Origin of the sequence: Olsenella sp. oral taxon 807, from assembly GCF_001189515.2 — a bacterium.
GTDB lineage: Bacteria > Actinomycetota > Coriobacteriia > Coriobacteriales > Atopobiaceae > Olsenella_F.
In genome coordinates this window covers 396,099-413,703 of the sequence record NZ_CP012069.2, presented here as the reverse complement: position 1 = coordinate 413,703, position 17,605 = coordinate 396,099, and the positions used below count along the sequence as shown (strand labels likewise).

At 62.8% G+C, this 17,605-nt stretch carries 13 protein-coding genes; 4 read left to right on the top strand and 9 right to left on the bottom strand.

The annotated features are described in order from the left end of the window. Nucleotide 1: 1 nt before the first annotated feature. Nucleotides 2-643: an epoxyqueuosine reductase QueH gene (locus tag ADJ70_RS01810; protein ID WP_050342969.1), complete on the bottom strand. Its 642-nt coding sequence runs from the start codon at nt 641-643 to the stop codon at nt 2-4. Nucleotides 644-805: 162 nt separating this feature from the next. Here ADJ70_RS01810 and ADJ70_RS01805 point away from each other — a divergent pair, with 162 nt between their 5' ends. After that, complete coding sequence (locus tag ADJ70_RS01805) at nt 806-1,324, top strand: YbhB/YbcL family Raf kinase inhibitor-like protein (RefSeq protein ID WP_083443737.1); 519 nt, start codon at nt 806-808, stop codon at nt 1,322-1,324. A gap of 47 nt (nt 1,325-1,371) precedes the next feature. On the opposite strand, the gene ADJ70_RS01800 is transcribed toward ADJ70_RS01805, so the two are convergent. Beyond that, complete coding sequence (locus ADJ70_RS01800; RefSeq protein WP_050342967.1) at nt 1,372-1,902, bottom strand: DUF3267 domain-containing protein; 531 nt, start codon at nt 1,900-1,902, stop codon at nt 1,372-1,374. A gap of 95 nt (nt 1,903-1,997) precedes the next feature. On the opposite strand from ADJ70_RS01800, the gene glgB reads away from it, so the two are divergent. The 3 genes from glgB (at nt 1,998) to ADJ70_RS01785 (ending at nt 6,848) form a co-directional block, all read left to right on the top strand. Next, a complete protein-coding gene (glgB, locus tag ADJ70_RS01795; RefSeq protein WP_050344686.1) occupies nt 1,998-3,821 on the top strand; it encodes a 1,4-alpha-glucan branching protein GlgB in 1,824 nt (607 codons plus the stop codon). A 94-nt stretch (nt 3,822-3,915) separates the two neighbouring features. After that, nucleotides 3,916-5,934, top strand: coding sequence for a class I tRNA ligase family protein (locus tag ADJ70_RS01790; RefSeq protein WP_050342966.1), 2,019 nt, complete (start codon nt 3,916-3,918; stop codon nt 5,932-5,934). A 110-nt stretch (nt 5,935-6,044) separates the two neighbouring features. Further along, a complete protein-coding gene (locus ADJ70_RS01785; protein WP_050342964.1) occupies nt 6,045-6,848 on the top strand; it encodes an alpha/beta fold hydrolase in 804 nt (267 codons plus the stop codon). Between the two features lie 111 nt (nt 6,849-6,959). Here the strand turns inward: ADJ70_RS01785 and ADJ70_RS01780 are convergent, their stop codons facing one another. The 7 genes from ADJ70_RS01780 to ADJ70_RS01750 form a co-directional block, all read right to left on the bottom strand. Beyond that, on the bottom strand, nt 6,960-8,282 hold the full coding sequence (locus ADJ70_RS01780; protein ID WP_050342962.1) for an ATP-binding protein: 1,323 nt from the start codon (nt 8,280-8,282) through the stop codon (nt 6,960-6,962). Between the two features lie 1,030 nt (nt 8,283-9,312). Beyond that, nucleotides 9,313-13,290: an FtsX-like permease family protein gene (locus ADJ70_RS01775; protein ID WP_050342961.1), complete on the bottom strand. Its 3,978-nt coding sequence runs from the start codon at nt 13,288-13,290 to the stop codon at nt 9,313-9,315. Continuing rightward, nucleotides 13,253-13,954, bottom strand: a complete 702-nt coding sequence (locus ADJ70_RS01770) for an ABC transporter ATP-binding protein (protein ID WP_050342959.1) — start codon at nt 13,952-13,954, stop codon at nt 13,253-13,255. Before ADJ70_RS01770 ends, ADJ70_RS01775 begins: the two co-directional genes overlap by 38 nt. A gap of 80 nt (nt 13,955-14,034) precedes the next feature. Further along, nucleotides 14,035-14,331, bottom strand: a complete 297-nt coding sequence (locus ADJ70_RS01765) for a hypothetical protein (protein ID WP_050342957.1) — start codon at nt 14,329-14,331, stop codon at nt 14,035-14,037. A gap of 232 nt (nt 14,332-14,563) precedes the next feature. Beyond that, the gene (locus ADJ70_RS01760) at nt 14,564-15,067 is read right to left on the bottom strand and encodes a hypothetical protein (protein WP_157051348.1); all 504 of its coding nucleotides are present in this window, start codon (nt 15,065-15,067) and stop codon (nt 14,564-14,566) included. Further along, entirely contained in the window at nt 15,051-16,433 is a 1,383-nt protein-coding gene (locus ADJ70_RS01755) for a DNA repair protein (protein WP_253273210.1), read from the bottom strand. The genes ADJ70_RS01760 and ADJ70_RS01755 overlap by 17 nt, the downstream gene beginning before the upstream one ends. A gap of 27 nt (nt 16,434-16,460) precedes the next feature. Beyond that, nucleotides 16,461-17,042: a DJ-1 family glyoxalase III gene (locus ADJ70_RS01750; RefSeq protein WP_050342954.1), complete on the bottom strand. Its 582-nt coding sequence runs from the start codon at nt 17,040-17,042 to the stop codon at nt 16,461-16,463. Nucleotides 17,043-17,605: the final 563 nt, after the last annotated feature.

Genomic DNA, 17,605 nt, shown 5'->3' with positions numbered 1-17,605 from the left:
TCTAGCGCACCATGGCAAGGACGGGGCACAGGGATGCTGCGGAGGTTGACATCCGCCGCGCTGCGGCACGCCTCTCTTTGCGCGCGTCGCGAGCCTCATGGCGCTCGATGGCGGCCTCCGCCGCAGAGAAGCGACAGCCGCAATAGCACTGCCGATACATGCACAGCGCACAGGCCTGGCGGATGGCGTCGGGATAGTGGGGCCTGAAGTCGCGCCAGACGGCCGTGAGGCCATGGGCGCTCGCAAGCCTGACAAACTCCTCTTCGCAGATGTCAAAGAGCTGGTAGGGCGAGACGGCAAGCGTCGTCGATACGTGCGTGAAGCCCCGCTCCCGAGCGATGCGACAGACCTCTGCGAGGCGCAGCGCATAGCAGGCGCGGCACCGTCGCTGCCTATCGAATGCCGCAGGTGCCACGGCCCTCTCCCATGCCTTTCGGTCATCTCCTGCGATGATGACCTCAAGCTGGGCGACATCGGCCGCCCAAGCCCGAAGCGTCTGCAGGCGACGGTCATGCTCCTCAAGAGGCTGGATGTTGGGGTTCGTCCAGCAGATGGTGGGCTCGAATCCCTCGGCGCGAAGGAGCCTTACGGGCTCTAGGGAGCAGGGGCCACAGCAGGCGTGCAGCAGAAGCGGCGTTGTCATGTGCGTCTTTCCTCCCAACCCACAGCTACGCGGGCGATCTGTGTACCTGTGCCCGTGTGACCGACCATTGTGACTCCTCAGGATAGATTGTAAGGCATACGGCTGACCGTGTGGCCTATCATCACCATGGTGAGCGAGGAGACACAACGAGAGGAGAGCACTATGCAAATCGACGTGACACTGGATTCGAAGGGCTACCTACCCGACCGCTTCGCAAAGTACTCCAGCGAACTCTACAAGGGTGTCCCCACCTGCTCGTTTCCCTTCAGCGTGTCAGGCCTGCCCACAGGAACGCATACGCTGGCCCTGAGCTTCGTTGACTTTGACTCCATACCCGTCTGTGGGTTCGCGTGGATCCATTGGATCGCGGCCAACATCGCCGTGCCAGCAGGATCTGCGACCCTGAGCCTTGAGGCCGACGCCTCGAACGTGGGCACCTTCGGCATGGTCCAGGGCAAGAACTCATCGGCCTCCCCCCTTTCGGGCGAGACCGACCCCCTCGTGACCTGCCGTTACAACGGACCGCAGCCCCCTGACAAGGACCATGTGTACACCCTGCACGTGTATGCCCTCGACAGCCGGCTCGACCTCGCCGAGGGCTTCTGGCTCAACGAGTTGCTCAGGCAGATGGAGGGACACGTGATCGCAAGCGCGAGGACCAACCTCCCCGCACGGGTGTAGGGGTAAGATCGGCGGCGCGAGGTCGGGCGTCCCCCTCGACCTCGCGCTCAGCCCAGCAAGTCGATGCCACAGTCACTGTCGCGCACGTGGGTGCAGTCCCTTCTGGCGCAAATCGCGCACACCATCGCAAGGTCACCCGAGCAGCCCGAGAGGTGCACGGCAAAGCATAGCCAGCCCAAAAGCGGGCAACCCAAAGTGACCCCACAGGCAAGAAACGTGAGGCTCAACACGGTGACGGGCGCGAGGAGCACTACGACGAAGCGCCTGCGCGAGAGGATCACGCCTGCCGCCGACGCCCAGAGCATGCCTTTGGCATAGCCAAAGCGCACACGTACGGATGGCCCGCCCAGCAGCCTGAACGCCGCCGCGTGGATGAGCTCGTGCACAGGAAGCGCAAGGCCAAGGGATACCAGCAGCAGGGCTATCCATGCGAGCGGTCCAAGCTCGTCGCGCACGCCCAGCGCAGCCAAAAGGAGCGCCGCGAGCAGACCCGCCACCAGCATGGCAAGGCCCCTGCCTGCGATGCCTTGGCGTAGGCGCTCGTCGTGGAGGACGTCTATCTTGCAAAGTTCTCTCATACGGCGAGTGTAGCACGCACGTCGGCACCGCATACACACGCCGATGCTATAGTGACAGGAGGGACACGAGGCGTACCGGTGGAGGGATGACGCCCATGGAGAGCTACGACTTCTACGTTGGCAGAGAGTACGACGCGCAGGGCTACCTGGGTTCGCACGTGAGCGAGGGGGGCGTCGTGTTTCGCACCTTCGCCCCGGCGGCCGATGGCGTAGTGCTGCTTCTCAGCGGTCAGGATGCAGGCCAAGGGGATGGGCCACACGAGTACGAGATGCACGCGGCCCTCGATGGCAACTTCTGGGAGGTGGAGGTTGCGGGCGCACGAGAGGGTGACGCCTATGAGTACCGCATCTCCCATGCGGGCACGTCTGTCGACCATGCGGACCCCTTTGGCAGGCGCATGGAGCTTCGTCCCGCCCACCGCAGCATCGTCTGCGAGCCTACCCACGATTGGCAGGATGGGGCTTGGATGGGAGCGCGTGCGAGCAGCTACGACAAGCCCATGAACATCTACGAGCTCAACTTGGGTTCTTGGCGCAAGCGCTCGGGCGAGGCAGCCTCCGATGACCCCGCTGACTGGTATCGCTACGACGAGCTGGCCCAGCCCCTCGTAGACTACTTGCATGACCTCGGTTACAACTACGTGGAGTTCATGCCGCTCTCGGAGTATCCCTTCGACGGCTCCTGGGGCTACCAGCCAACGGGCTTCTTTGCGCCGACCAGCCGCTACGGGACGCCAGAGCAGCTCATGTATCTTGTGGACACGCTGCACCGGGCAAACATCGGCTGCATTCTCGACATCGTGCCCGTGCACTTTGCCACGGACTCCTACGGCCTCGCCACCTACGACGGCACAGCCCTCTTCGAATACCCGCATGAGGACGTGGGTGTCTCGGAGTGGGGTAGCCACAACTTCATGTACTCTCGCGGCGAGACCCGCAGCCTCATGCAGTCGAGCGCCAACATGTGGCTGCGCGACTACCACTTTGACGGACTGCGCATGGACGCCATCAGCCGCATCATCTACTGGCAGGGCGACGAGGCCCGTGGCGTAAACGGCAACGCCGTCGACTTCGTCAGGTCCATGAACAGCGGGCTCAAGAGACTCAACCCCAGCTGCATCCTCATCGCGGAGGACTCCACGAACTTCAAGGGCACGACGAGGCCGACCAAGGAGGGAGGGCTTGGCTTCGACTACAAGTGGGACATGGGCTGGATGCACGACACCCTTGACTTCCTGCACATGGACCCCTACTTTCGAGGCCCCAACTACGGCAGGCTGAGCTTCTCGATGATGTACTTTCCCAACGAGCGCTATCTGTTGCCGCTCAGCCACGACGAGGTGGTCCACGGCAAGGGAACCATCGTCCAGAAGATGTGGGGAGAGCTCGACCAAAAGTTCCCACAGGCCCGCTCGCTCTACCTCTACATGATGACCCATCCCGGCAAGAAGCTCAGCTTCATGGGCTTCGAGCTAGCGCAGCTGCGCGAGTGGGACGAGAGGCGAGAGCAGGACTGGTCGCTTCGGGGATGTCCCGACCACGAGGCCTTCTGGCGCTTTTGCGAGGCGCTCAACCACACCTACCTTGACCAGCCCGCCCTTTGGGAGAGGGACTACGATCCGGAGGGCTTCGAGTGGCGCGACGTCACAAGCAACGAGCGCGTCTGCTTTGCCTTCGAGCGCAAAGACAGCCGGGGGGGACGCCTGCTCACCCTCCTCAACCTCTCTGGTGTGACGCAAGAGGACTGGGAGGTCGAGCTCCCAGACACCCACAACGTCTGGGTCATGCTCGACACGGACTGGCAGCGCTTTGGGGGAACCACGCCCGAGGGTGCGGAACTGGTCAAGATCGACGGGGACACAGGGACCCTGAGCTGCACGCTTCCCGCCTTTACGGGCCTGCTTCTCGGGATATCGTAGCGTCACGCGACGTGAGTCCAGCAATGTGGGATAATCGGCGGCGTTAGGACGCGCGACGCGCTCGTACGCAACTCTCGACAGAAGGAACGATCACATGTCAGTCGACCTCTCGAATCGCCCCCGCTTTCCCCGGCGCGCCATCGTCACCGCAGGCATGCCCTATGGCAACAAGGGCCTGCACGTTGGGCACATCGGCGGCGTCTTCGTGTCCGCAGACTTCTTCGCGCGCTTCCTGCGCGATCGCATCGGCCAAGAGAACGTCCTCTTTATCTCGGGCACGGACTGCTACGGCTCACCCATCATGGAGGGCTTTCGCACAAGGGTCAAGGACGAGGGCTATGCCGGGTCGATCTCTGACTACGTGCGCGAGAACCATGACGCCCAAAGGGAGGCGCTTGACGCCTACGACATCAGCCTCGACCTGTACTCGGGGTCAGGCCTCGAGCCTGCCAAAGGCATCCACGAGAAGCTCACGGCAGAGGTCATCACACGCCTCTACGAGCGCGGACACCTGCGCAGAATGAGTACCCGCCAGTTCTTTGACGCGCAGGCGGGCCAATTCTTGAACGGACGCCAGGTCATGGGCCATTGCCCCGTGCGTGGCTGCAAGAGCGAGAAGGCCTACGCTGACGAGTGCGACCTTGGCCACCAGTTTGACCCCGAGGAGCTCATCTCGCCCGTCTCGCAGCTCACAGGCACGACACCGGAGCTTCGCCCGGTGGAGAACTGGTACTTTGACCTGCCCGCCTTCAAGGGGGCGCTCGAGAGCCTCATGGAGGAGTGGGACGTGGACCCGCAGGTTCGCCCCGTCGTCACGAAGACCGTCCGAGAGTCGCTCGCAGCCCCCGTCATGTATGTCCAAACGAAGTATCGTGCGGCCTTCGATGCCGCAGCGCAGCAACTTCCAGCACACACGCTGCGCGAGGCCGCCAAAGGGCAGCAGTCCTTCTCCGTGACGTTCTCCAGCTGGCAGGACCGTGACACGGCCCGCGAGGTCCTCGAAGGCGCAGGCGTGCGCTACCGCACGGGAAAGACGCTTCTGCCCTTCCGCATCACGGGCAACATCGACTGGGGCGTACCCGCGCCAGCGCTTGAGGGCGTGGCAGGTCTCACCGTCTGGTGCTGGCCCGAGTCGCTCTGGGCACCCATCAGCTTCACCCAGACGGCACTCGCCACGTCAGAGCAGGGTCGCTACTCGAGTGGTGACTGGCAGGACTGGTGGTGCGCAGATGACGCCAAGGTCTACCAGTTCATTGGCCAGGACAACATCTACTTCTACTGTGTCGCGCAGCCGGCGATCTGGGAGGCGCTCGGATGGGACCTCTTTGAGGACACGCCCATCGCCAACCACCACATGCTGTTCATGAGCAAGAAGGCCTCGAGCTCCGGTGCGATCAAGCCGCCCATGGCCCTGGAGCTGCTGGACCACTACACGGCCGAGCAGCTGCGCTGTCACTGGCTCAGTCTTGGCCTCGACCAAAAGGCCGTGAGCTTCTCGCCAAAGCCCTACGACACGAGCGTGAGTCACAAGGACAAGAAAACCGGCGAGGAGGTCCTGGTCAAAGATGACCCGCGCGTCGTGGACCCCGCCCTCAAGGAGAGCGCCTTTCTGACCAACATCTTCAACCGCCTGGCCCGCAGTTGTCTCTATGGTGCGCAGAACGTCTGCGAGGGGCACCTTCCCGCACAGAGGCCCGACGAGGGGGCGGTGGATGCCTGCGTGCAGGCGACACTCGACTTCGAGCGAGCCTGCTTTGGCTTCGACGCGCACGGAGCGCTCGCCGTGGCGGAGAGCCTCTGCCGAGGCGCCAACAAGCGTTGGTCGGACGAGTCGAAGGCTGCCAAGGGGGATGACGACGCCTACGCCCACGCGCTTGCGAACGCCTTCTGCGCGTTGCGCACGACAACGCTTTTGATGCACGCGGCAACACCCTCTGTCTGCGAGAGGATCTGCGACTACCTGGGCTTTGAGCGCAAGCTCTTCTTTGGGTGGGAGCACGCCCTCAAGATGCCCTGCGAGCTGGCGACAGTGATTGGCCAGCGGCCCGAGGAGCACGCGCTCAGGGAGCTTCCTCCCCACTTTGACTTCTTCACGAAGGGCGGCTTGCAGTGAGGACAGCTCGGCTTTCGGCCGGCGCAGCTGCCCCAGAGCCGCCACAGCCGCACTTCCCCAGCCCGTACCTGCGGCCGCACACGGCACCCGTTAAGACGCGTCACATCAGGATGGATGATGGCGCACACATTGCGGCCTATGTCTATGGCAACCGTCCCTGCGACGTAGACGCCACAGCAAGGCCGCCTGTCCTCTTCCTACACGGCAACGGCGAGGAGCACGGCATCTTTGGACCCATGATCGACGCCGTGGCCGAGCGTGGATACGCCGTTGTCGCCCTCGACTCTCGCGCACAGGGCAGGTCTACGCGTGGCACGAGACGACTGAGCTACGAGCTCATGGCGAAGGACGCCCTCTGCTGCCTGAGGGAGCTGGGCGTGACGCAGGCCCAGCTTGTGGGCTTCTCGGACGGCGCCATCGAGGCCCTGATCATCGCCCGGGACCATCCTGAGCTGGCCCACTCGCTACTCTCGATAGGGGCGAACCTCACCCCGGAGGGCGTCGTCGACACAGAGGAATGGGACATCGCAGGCACCATCCGCGCGCACGCCGCTTGGGCGAGCTGGATCCGGGACCTTCCCGCAGGCTCCCCCATCGACGCCGCGCTGCTGTGCCCCACGGCGGACGAGGCGCAAGACGTCGTGGACCTCCTGGGGCTCATGCTTGAGGAGCCACAGATAGAGGCTGCGTCGCTTGCGACCATCGCCTGCCCGACCACGATCATGGCGGGTGAGGCCGACTGCATCCTTTTGAGCGAGACCGAGGCCATCGCAGCTGGCATTCGCAGCGGCGGCACCGCCGACGTGCGCCTCGTCATCGTGCCCGAAGCGGGCCACAGCCTTCCCAAGGAGGCACCTGAGGTCGTGACCAAGGAGCTGCTCGCCCTTCTCGCTCGCGCCGAGAAGGGCGTTTGACGAGGAGTTCCAAGCCGAGGCGGCCAGCGCCGAGGCGCCGACCTTGCCGTGTGCCCACAGCGCCCAAAGGCCAGCTGGGGAGGGCGACTGGGAAGGGCGAGGCCAATCCCACTATGCAAGTCTCTCGACCTGTCCCAGAGCCCAGAGCGGTATGTTCACGAGCCAGCCCTCGTCCCGATAGGGCGAGAGTGAGGTACGGACCGCACGGCTAAGTCCAAACTTCTCGCAGGCGACCCTCAGGCTCTTCGCGCGAAGGTTTTCATGGGCCTTCACCTCGATGGGCAGTGCGCCAGCCCTATGGTCGATGGCAAAGTCAACCTCGGCGCTTCCTGTGCTCGATGACCAGTAGACAGGCAAAAGCCCCAGACCGGACAGCTCCTGTGCGACATACTGCTCGGTCATCGCTCCCTTGAACTCGCTAAAGAGGCTCGACCCTCCAAGGGCAACTGAAGGGTCCAGGCCAGCTAGGGCACCAAGGAGCCCCACGTCCACGCAGAACAGCTTGAATCCCGATACACTCTCGTAGCCGCTGAGCGGAAATCGCAACGTGGAGACGCGAGGGACCCTGTATACGACACCATAGTCCCTTAGCCACTGAAGGCTCTCCTCGAAGTCCCGCGCACGGGCACCCGCCCGGACAACACCGTACACGAACTTCTTGTTCTCTTGCGCGAGCTGCCCGGGAAGCGACCTCCACACCAAGCGCAGACGCTCCAAGATGCGCGTTGGAACATGCTTGCCAAAGTCGCCATCATAGTCACTGAGCACTTGCAGCTGCAGACGACGGCATTCCGTCACGTCTCCATCCCTTCTGAACGAGTCGACGACCTCGGGCATTCCACCAATCACAAAATACTCCTTAAGGCGTTGCCCCAGCAGGTCATCTGACGCCGTGAGAAGGTCCACGTCGGCACGTAAGAGCTCATCAGCCAGCAGATCTCCCGAGACCGCGCGCACAAACTCAACGAAGCCCATGGGCCGCAGCGTGAGCCGATCGACCTTCCCCACAGGGAACGAGTCCCCGTGGTGCAGGGACAGACCCATGTAAGATCCTGCCGCGACTATGTGGTACTCTCGCGCCTGTTCACAAAAGTACTTGAGCGACGTAAGGCCCCGGGGCGCCTCCTGTATCTCATCGAAGATGATGAGCGTACGCTCGGGGTCAATATGGTGGCCTGTGCGCAGCTCGATGCGACTCACAATTTGGTGCGGATCAAGGCTCTGGGAGAACAGTGACCGCGCAGCCTCGTCATAGAGGAAGTCGATCCTCACAAAGTCGGGAAACTCCTGCTTGGCAAACTCGTTCATGAGCCATGTCTTGCCCGTCTGACGCGCCCCCTGCACGATCAGGGGTTTGCGGTTGGGGCGGCTCTTCCAACGGATGAGTTCCCTCAAGAGGCTTCTCTGCACACTGACCCCCAAGTCGCTTGGCATGGAAAGCTACTCACATATTAGGCTCTTCGGGGGTTCGTGTGGGTTGACGCCTCGGCGAATCGCGTCGCAACAGCGTGCACGAGTGCCTCACTCTGCAACCGGCGACTCACGGAAAAGCGCACTCTGGGGTGTCACTCTCACGGAAAAGCGCATTTTGCGTGTGGGCCTCACCAAAAGGCGCATTCTGCATGCGAGCGGTCGCGCAGAGTGCGCCTTTCCGTGAGGGTCCGCTCGTAGAATGCGCTTTTCCGTGAGGGCCCGCCCCCAGAATGCGCTTTTCCGTAGAGTGCGCTTTTCCTCACCTGCGCAAACGTGGAGCCAACTCACGCAAAGGCGCATTCTGCGCAGACGGCCTCACGTAAAAGCGCAGTCTGCACCCGCCACCTCACGTAAAAGCGCAGTCTGCACCGGCGACTGCCCGCAACGGCGCAACAGTGTACACAAGTGCCCCAAAACGGCACCGAGAGGCCATCTTCGCCGATCTGTATACACTCTTGCATACCCACGGCCGCTCGCGCGACCGGGCGGGACCACGGGTCCCACGACGTCGACGGCCCCATGGCACTCGTGATGCTCAGGTGCTCGGACCTGAGACCAACGCTGCCGGGAAGGGCGGTGGTGACGTGATCTCTACCCACACGAACTCACGAAGCCTCGAATAATGTGGGTGTCTCCCACACTTTACCCTAGGAACATTGTGCGTATCCTAAGTATGGGTCCTCGACGCCCCATGCGTGGACCCCCCATATAGAGCTCGCATTGAGCTGTCCCGCAGATGGTAGGATACTAGCACCCAAGCCGGCTGAAGCGATTCTTCAAGAAGGTACCCTGGAATCTGAGGGGAGGTTTCTCACAGGCGTTTTCCCAGTTGGGCCCTTTTCTTAGGTACCCGGGAATCTGGGGGGCGGTTGCCCGGGGAGGTGTGGGCCAGCTAGGGACGTAGGCCGGCCAGGGGGGTATGGAAGCCGACGGAGGAGTGTGTGGGAGCCGACGGGGGCGCATCCAGCCAGGGGCGACCGGCCGTCTTGCGCTAGTCCACGCTCTTCAGGGACTCCACCATGTCCACGCGGTCGAGCTTGCGCCTCATCACGAGCATTACGAGGGCGGAGAACACGAGCGTCAGCGCAAAGGCGTACACGAAGCTCAGGGCATGGATCGATCGACCGAACATCACGTAGTCCACCTCGGCAGTCGTTATCACGAAGCGCTCGAGCCAGATGCCCAAAAGCATGCCAGCAACATCGCCCATGAGGGCAAGCAGCATGATCTCGCGAAAGATGTAGGCGTAGACCTCCCGTTTCGTGAAGCCTAACACCTTGAGGGCCGCGATCTCGCGCAAGCGCTCCTCCACGTTGATGTTCGTGAGGTTGTAGAGCACGATGAACGCGAGCGCAGCCGCCGAGACGATGAGTACCACGACGACCATGTCGACGACGCTCAGCACATGGCGGTACTGGTTGATGACCTCATCCGAGAAGGTCACGGTCGAGACACCTGTCATATCGTGCAGGCGAGCAGAGACGGTGGCGCGCACGTCTCTGGCGTCGGGGACGTTACAGAAGATCGTGGAGAATACCGGCGTCACCGGACTCACGGACCTCCAGGCACCGCGCCCCACGTACACCAGGTTCGCCACGTAGTTCTCGGTGACGCCCGTCACGGTAAGCGCGTGGCCCGTCCCTATGGCGTTACCCGCATCGTCCTGGTCGAAGAGCATGAGCTGATCTCCCGCCTTGATGCCATAGAGCGACGCGAGCTTCTCCGTTACAAGCACCGCGTCGTCGTCGAAGGCCACGACGGCACCCGTCATGCGATCTCGGAAGGTCACGGCCTCTTGGGCCTGCAAGGAGTCCTGGGGTACGATGACCGTCACGTGGGTCTTCGAGGTGGCGCTTGTCGAGGGACCCGTGCCTGTCGCCTGCATGCTCTCGCGCTGAACGCGCACGATGTCGCTGGCGCCACCTGCGGAGCCAAGATAGTCTGTGACGGCAGAGACGTCGAGCTCCGTGGAGGCGTCCGAGAGGCCCACGGTCGTGTCATAGTGGATGATAGGCCCGTACTGCAGGTCGATGATGTCCCATATGGAGTCATGCAGGCCAAAGCCCACGAGCAGAAGGGACGCGCAGCCCGAGATTCCGATGACCGTCATGAGCAGCCGTCGCTTGTAGCGAAAGAGGTTGCGAGCGGTCACCTTCCACGAGAAGCTGAGACGTCTCCAGATGGGCGTCACGTGCTCTAGGAGTATGCGCCTGCCCGCCTTGGGAGCACGGGGCAACATGAGGGTCGCGGGCGGCTCGCGCAGGCTCGAGTACACGGTCACCCAGGTGGTAAGCAGCGTCACCCCCACACCGAGGCCAGCTGCCGAAAGGGCGACCCCCCAATCGACGGGAAGCGGAAGGTCGAGCGGGGGCACCGCATAGATGATCGAATAGGCCGACATGATGATGTAAGGCAGCAGCTGGGAGAGGACGATGACGCCCAAGGTCGCGCCGACACCTGCGGCAACCAGGGCATACAGCAGGTATCTGCCCGCGATCCTGGTCTTGCCGTAGCCGAGCGCCTTGTAGGTACCTATCTGGACGCGCTCGTCATCCACCATGCGCGTCATCGTGGTGAGGGCGACAAGCGCCGCCACGAGGAAGAACATGAGCGGAAAGACGTTGGCTATGTTGTCCATGCGCTTGGTGTCCGCCTGGTAGGTGGCCGCACTCTCGCTCTGGCTGCGATCGAGGGTGTAGACGTCAGGAAGGGCGATCTCGTCTATCGACCTCTGGGCGTCCTGAATTTCCTGCCACGCCTTGGAGAATCTTTTGTCCACCTCGGCCTTGCTGTCCGTGTAGCTGGCCAGACCCTCGTCGTGTTGGACTCGCGCCTCGGCGAGCTGGTCGCGCGAGCGCCGAAGCTCTCCTGCGGCAGCCTCGAGCCTGCCCTTGGCCGAGGCGAGCTGATGCGCGGCGTCCTTTCTCTGACGCCTGAGCTCTGCCTGAGAGGCGTCAAGCCTCTTCTGGGCTGATGAGAGCTGCGAGGCACCCTCGTCGAGGACCTCCCTGGTGTCTGCGAGCCTCTGTGCGCTGTCGCGGGCGCTCGTGAGGGCAGCGATGTCATCGTCGGAGGGAAGCCTCCCCTGGATCTGTCCAATGCCGGCCTCAAGCTGGGGGATGCCTTGCTCGGCCTCTTGGATCTGTTCCTGGGCCTCCTGCAACCGTGCGAGGGAGCTCCTGGCAGTGGCAAGGCCCTCGTCGATGGTCCTGACGGTCGCCTCGGCCTCACCTACGGCAGCATCAAGCTTGCTGAGGTCCACTTGTGCGCTCAAGCGGCCGTCCTTGAGCTTTCCGAGTGCCGCCTTAGCGGCAGCCAAGCTCTGCGCCTGCTCCTGTGAGAAGGCAGGCCCAAGCTTGTCCCGCTCGGCCTCTAAGCGGTCTATGTTCGCCTGGGTATCCCGGATCCTCACGTCAAGGTCATTGAGCTGGGCCTGGGCCTCCCCTCGCCTGCCCCTGAGGACGTCGAGGGCGCCTTGCGCGCGCTCGCGCTTGTCCTCGAGCTCAGAGATCTTGGGCCTCAGCTCGTTGATGCCCTCGTTGACCCTCCTCCTGTTGGCCTCGCCGGTCGCCTCTCGCGCCTGGGCAAGCTGACCTTGTAGACTCGCGAGCTGAGCCTTCGCCGCCTCTGCCTGTGTCAGCCTCGCGTCAAGCTCATCCACGTAGCCCTGGGCGGAAGGGGCCGTGACACCTGCGGATGCGAGCTGAGAGGAGAGTTGGTCATAACCCTGTCTCCACGCCCGCTCGCCCGCAGCGAGCCTGTCTCTCTGCGCGTCGAGCTCACCTCTACCCGAGTCGATTCGCGCCTGGGCGTCAGAGAGTCGCCTCTCGGCATCGGCCCTCTTTCCCCTGTAGGTGGCCAGGCCCTCGTCGTACTCCCTCTGGCCCTCATCGAGCTTCCCTTGCCCGTCTACAATGCGCTGCTCCGCGTCATCGAGCTGGTCCTTGGCATCAGCAAGCCGCCCGTAGCTCTCGTCGCGCTTTTGCTGGTACTCCTTGACCTTCTCGTTGAGCGTCACCTGGGCCTGAGCCCTGAGATCAGCCTGACGCGCACGGGAGAGGTCGCCCGAGCGCGCCTCCATGCGCCCTTTGACCTCACTGACCTTCTCCTCGTAGGCGTCTGAGCTGCTCTGGAGCTTATCGGCGCCGCTCACCTTAAGGTAGACATCGGTATAGGGGGTGTCCTCGCCAAAGGCATCGTCGGTGACAAAGAGGCACTGCTCTATCTTTCCCGAGGCAAGACTCGTGGAGCCAAGGTTGCCCGTGTAGACGTAGTTTGACGAGCTCACCGTGCCCACGACGACGAGCTTGCGAACCCTGAGACCACGATCATGGTCGGCACCGCCGCTGAGGACCTCTACCCTGTCATTGACACTTGCGCCGCTTACGTCTGCAGAGACGACGCACTCCTCGGCCGACGTGGGCCATCGCCCCTCCCTAAGGATGAGGCGGTTCACGACCGGGCCGCCACCTGGCCTCCCGCCTGCGTCCGCAGCAGTGAGCGTTGTTGCGGTCTTGCTGCCCAGCGACGAGATGCGGACGGCCACTTGCTCGTTGCCCAGCCGCGCCATCACGTCCACCGTGTGCGAGGCCACGGCCGCAGACACCCCCTCCGTCGAGGCTATCCTTTTGACGTCGGCGTCCTTGAAGCCCAAGGTCGAGACCACCCGCAGATCCCAGAGCTGGGTCTCGTCGTAGTAGCGGTCGGCCGCGAGGCGCATGTTGGGGCCGCACATCTGCAGACCCGCGTAGAAGCCACAGCCCAAGGCCACAATGCCCATGATCGCAAGAAAGCGGCCGAGAGACCCCCTGATGCTCCTGAGCACGCCCTTCGCGAAGGCCGAGCCGTGCGGCGAGTCTGCGGCGCCATCCGCCTCGCGCCCTGTCGGCGTGGGCGTCGCCACAGGTATGTAGCCCCGGGCGTTCATCTTCTCACCACTCGACGCTCGCCGCATCCGCTGGATGAGCATTGAGTTCCACGGAGCTGGCATCCCCCTCGCGCACGCGGATGACGCGGTCGGCGATCTGGGTAAACGCCTGGTTGTGCGTCACGATGGCCACCGTGCGCCCAGCCCCACGACAGCTGTCCTGCAGAAGCCCAAGGATCTGCTTGCCCGTACGATAGTCCAAAGCACCCGTCGGCTCGTCACAGAGTAGGAGCTTGGGATTCTTCGCGAGGGCGCGGGCGATGGCCACGCGCTGCTGCTCGCCACCCGAGAGCTGCGCCGAGAAGTTGTCCATGCGATCGGCAAGTCCCACCTGGGCGAGCACCTCCGCCGCCGGCAGCGGATCCGTGCAGATCTGGCTTGCAAGCTCGACGTTCTCGAGCGCCGTAAGGTTCTGCACAAGGTTATAGAACTGAAATACGAAGCCTATGTCGTGGCGGCGATACTGCGTGAGCTCGCGCTCTCCCATGGAGCTCACGAGCGAACCGTCAAGCTCTATCGTGCCGGACGTGCAGCTGTCCATGCCGCCAAGCATGTTGAGAACGGTGGTCTTGCCCGCGCCGGAGGGGCCGACTATAACGACGAGCTCGCCCCGCTCAATGGTGAAGCTCATACCATCGACGGCACGAACCTCAACGTCACCCATATGGTACGTCTTGCACACGTCCCTGAACTCAACAAAGGCCATCGTTCGCTCCGCTGACGTCCCGTCTCGCCGCGCCTGCCGCACTCATGCCCGCCCTGCTGCGACGGTCACGGCACCTTGGGCTATCCGCGCTCCGCTTTCTTGTCGGCCCAGGGGTCATTGGTCTCGTCGTGCCGGAGCTGCGCCTTGAGGGCATCGCGCCTCAGTGAGGAGCCAACATAGAGCAGGGCTACGCCGCCGATAAAGAAAAGTATGGCGAAGACCGTGGTCAGGATGTCGATGCGCTTGCCACCAGGAACAGCAAGCACGATGCTGATAACGACGAGCGCGGCACCGATGAGGGAGAGACGCCACGACCCACGGGCGTTCGCCTTGACTTCACGATAGTCTCGCCTGTCCACAAACCTGCGCTTAGCCATACCCCCGCCCTCTCGTCGTCCCCGCACCGAGAGACGACTACTTGTCTGCCCATCCATCTCGCTTGTGGCCGACTCCTCCCGTCACCGACCACACACTTTCCAAATTGCACGTACTTTCCCAATTGCCCTACCATTCGATTATCGCAGCCCACATACAGAGAAGGCACATCCACCCAAAAGAAGCGCAGCATGCACACTCGCATCGCGTGAGGCATGGGTGCACGATCCGCCCTCAGCCATCCAGAACCTCGATGGCGCTGATGTCACGAAAGCCAATGCGCCTTCCCGCGACAACGAGCTCCTCATCGCTTGCGAAGAGCCCTTCCACCAGGCCCTGGGTCATCCCATAGTGATCACCCATGTAATGGGTGACGCTCACCGTGTCGCCTGACACAAGGTTAGCAAGGACCCTTGAGATGCGCTCCTGTCGCTCTGACGGAAGGTCAGCGCGCGCGATGGCGCCTGCCTGGCGTTCACGCTCGAGGAGCGCCTCCCGAAACCCCCTGAGCGGCTCAAAGGGGATGAAGATCTTGGCTCGAAGTCCCAGATCCATGCGAGGATGGCGCAGGTAGAAGTCATCAGGCCCAGATGCCGCCCCATCGTGGGGACCCCGCCGCACGGCACTGCCCTCACCACAGCCTTCACCAAGGTCCCTGCCATGGTCCTCTTCGAGGTCTCCGATAAGGTACCTGCTAATATCCTTGTCTCTCGGAGTAGTGCTAACCCTCGACGCCACTGCGATGCCCACCAATCTGTGTGTTGCGCTCCCGCGCCATGGCTCCAGGCAGAAGATCCATGCCCCTCAGCAGAGAATTCCTGCCAAACCGTCGTTTGATGGCACCCACGACCTCCTGGCGGCTCTTCTCGCGGGCGCACGTCGCCTCATTGGTGAAGAGACTGGCCTGGATGCCTACCGTCCCCTCAGAACGCACATCTCCCAAGCTCAGATTAAGCCGATGGATGAGGCGGCCCCTCTTGGCTACACGTCTGAAGAGCGGAACGAGCGCCTCCCATATCCCAGAGAGGGCACATGTGGGCTCGGGTAGCGTTGCCGTACCACCGTCGGCAAGCTCACCCCAACGGACATGGCCCCCATGCTCCTCTGGCCCGCCTGCCTGTCTTAGGGCCTGCCTCTGTGCGCTCGAGAGCTTGTAGCCCACCATGAGCGTCAGCGAACGGCACGCCAGACGCCTCTCGACAAGCTCCTGCACGAGCGCGTCTGCCATCTCCTTGGCGATGAGCAACCCGTCATCAAAGCTCACATCATGAAACATGACCTGGCCGCTCGCCAGGCTTTTGCCCTGCGGGCGGTACGCCTTGATATCGGCTATGGTCACGGGCTCGACACCCCAGGCATGGTCGATCAGGATCTCTGCGTCCACACCAAAGGCCTGGTAGAGCGGCTCTTTGGGATGGGCCGCAACCTGTCCCATGGTGTTGATGCCCATGCGTGCAAGGCGGCGCGCCGTGCCAGCGCCGACGCGCCAGAAGTCCGTGATGGGAGTGTGGTTCCAGAGCGTCTTGCGGTAGGAGCCCTCGTCGAGCTCGCCAAAGAAGTCGGGGCTATGCTTGGCCGTGATGTCGAGGGCGATCTTGGCAAGGTAGAGGTTCGTGCCCAGGCCGCAGGCCGCAGGGATGCCCGTCGTTCTCACCACGTCTTCGCGGATCCTCTCCCCAAGCTCGCGGGCCGTGCAGCCATAGAACCTGAGGTAACCCGTCACGTCCAGAAAGGCCTCGTCGATGGAGTAGACATGGATGTCCTCGGGACTCACGTAGCGCAGGTAGACGGCATAGATGTCCGCCGACCGCTCGATGTAGAGCGCCATGCGCGGTCGGGCCGTCACGTGGTCGATGTCCCTGGGGATCTCGAACACGCGACAGCGGTTGCGCACACCAAGTGCCTTCATCGCCGGTGAGACCGCGAGGCAGATCGTCTTCTCGCTGCGCGTGAGGTCCGCGACCACGAGCCGCGCCGCAAGGGGGTCGAGACCCCGCTCCACGCACTCGACGCTCGCGTAGAAGCTCTTGAGGTCTATGGCGAGGTAGCTCCTCTCTGGGCATCCCGCCGCCACCTTTTGCCCTGATGCAGCACCGCCGGCCAAGGCTCGGCTCCCCCTTCCAGTTTGTGCCTAGCGCATATAGACGATCTTGCCCTTGGTCGACTCGACCGCCTCGTCGCCCAGATAGCGCCCGACGAGGGTCAGCCCTAGCTCGATGCTGGTGCCAAGACCCTGGCTCGTGATCAGGTTACCATCGACGACGACGGGATCTTGGCTCAGCTTGGCCCCGTGCTCTGTGAGCACATGTTGAAAGCCGGGGTTGCTCGTGGCCCTCCTGTCTTTGAGCAGCCCCAGCTCAGCCAGGATGTAGGGTGCGGCGCACACCGCCGCGACGTCCTTACCCGCCGAAGCGAACGACCTCAGCGCGTTGCAGAGCATCTCGCAGGCACGCAGGTTGTTGGAGCCAGGCATACCACCTGGAAGGAACAGCAGGTCGTAGTCATCAAACGAGAAATCGTCGTCATGTATCGTGCGGTCGCACACGATGGTGACCTCATGGCTCGACGTGACGGCCAGATTGTCCGAGATGGAGACCTTATCGGTCCGGATACCTGCGCGATAGAGCAGGTCGCAGACCACAAGGCCCTCGCACTCCTCAAGTCCCTCAGCAAAGAACGCCGCCACCCGCTTGTCACTCGTCTTCTTAAACATGTTCGCTCCTCCTTGCTCAAAGTCACTTCGTACGTTCCTAGCATACCCCAATATACTCATATTTATAGGACAGATGTTCTAAGAAATCGCAAAGTGCAAGACACTGCGAAAAACGCATTCTGTTCTGTGTGGAGTCCTCACGGAAAGGCGCACTCTGGGGTCTTCAGAACCGCCAGAATGCGCTTTTGCGTGAGATCGTTGGAGCAGAGTGCGCTTTTGCGTGAGGCCGCCTGCGCAGAATGCGGTTTTGCGTGAGATCGTTGGAGCAGAGTGCGCTTTTCCGTGAGGGCGCCGGCACAGAATGCGCTTTTGCGTGAGGCTGCTCGACGTTTGCCCAGGTGAGGAAAAGCACACTCTACGGAAAAGCGCATTCTGCAACCCGTGCCGTACGGAAAAGCGCATTCTGTATGAAGCTCTCACGGAAAGGCGCACTCTGGGGTCTTCAGAACCGCCAGAATGCGCTTTTGCGTGAGATCGTTGGAGCAGAGTGCGCTTTTGCGTGAGGCCGCCTGCGCAGAATGCGGTTTTGCGTGAGATCGTTGGAGCAGAGTGCGCTTTTCCGT

Bases quoted from the DNA above. Each gene is read 5' to 3' on its own strand.
- ADJ70_RS01800 (WP_050342967.1), bottom strand. From the start codon at position 1,902: ATGAGAGAACTTTGCAAGATAGACGTCCTCCACGACGAGCGCCTACGC.
- ADJ70_RS01790 (WP_050342966.1), top strand. From the start codon at position 3,916: ATGTCAGTCGACCTCTCGAATCGCCCCCGCTTTCCCCGGCGCGCCATC.
- ADJ70_RS01805 (WP_083443737.1), top strand. From the start codon at position 806: ATGCAAATCGACGTGACACTGGATTCGAAGGGCTACCTACCCGACCGC.
- ADJ70_RS01785 (WP_050342964.1), top strand. From the start codon at position 6,045: ATGGATGATGGCGCACACATTGCGGCCTATGTCTATGGCAACCGTCCC.
- ADJ70_RS01750 (WP_050342954.1), bottom strand. From the start codon at position 17,042: ATGTTTAAGAAGACGAGTGACAAGCGGGTGGCGGCGTTCTTTGCTGAG.
- ADJ70_RS01780 (WP_050342962.1), bottom strand. From the start codon at position 8,282: ATGCCAAGCGACTTGGGGGTCAGTGTGCAGAGAAGCCTCTTGAGGGAA.
- ADJ70_RS01810 (WP_050342969.1), bottom strand. From the start codon at position 643: ATGACAACGCCGCTTCTGCTGCACGCCTGCTGTGGCCCCTGCTCCCTA.
- ADJ70_RS01770 (WP_050342959.1), bottom strand. From the start codon at position 13,954: ATGGCCTTTGTTGAGTTCAGGGACGTGTGCAAGACGTACCATATGGGT.
- glgB (WP_050344686.1), top strand. From the start codon at position 1,998: ATGGAGAGCTACGACTTCTACGTTGGCAGAGAGTACGACGCGCAGGGC.
- ADJ70_RS01775 (WP_050342961.1), bottom strand. From the start codon at position 13,290: ATGCTCATCCAGCGGATGCGGCGAGCGTCGAGTGGTGAGAAGATGAAC.
- ADJ70_RS01765 (WP_050342957.1), bottom strand. From the start codon at position 14,331: ATGGCTAAGCGCAGGTTTGTGGACAGGCGAGACTATCGTGAAGTCAAG.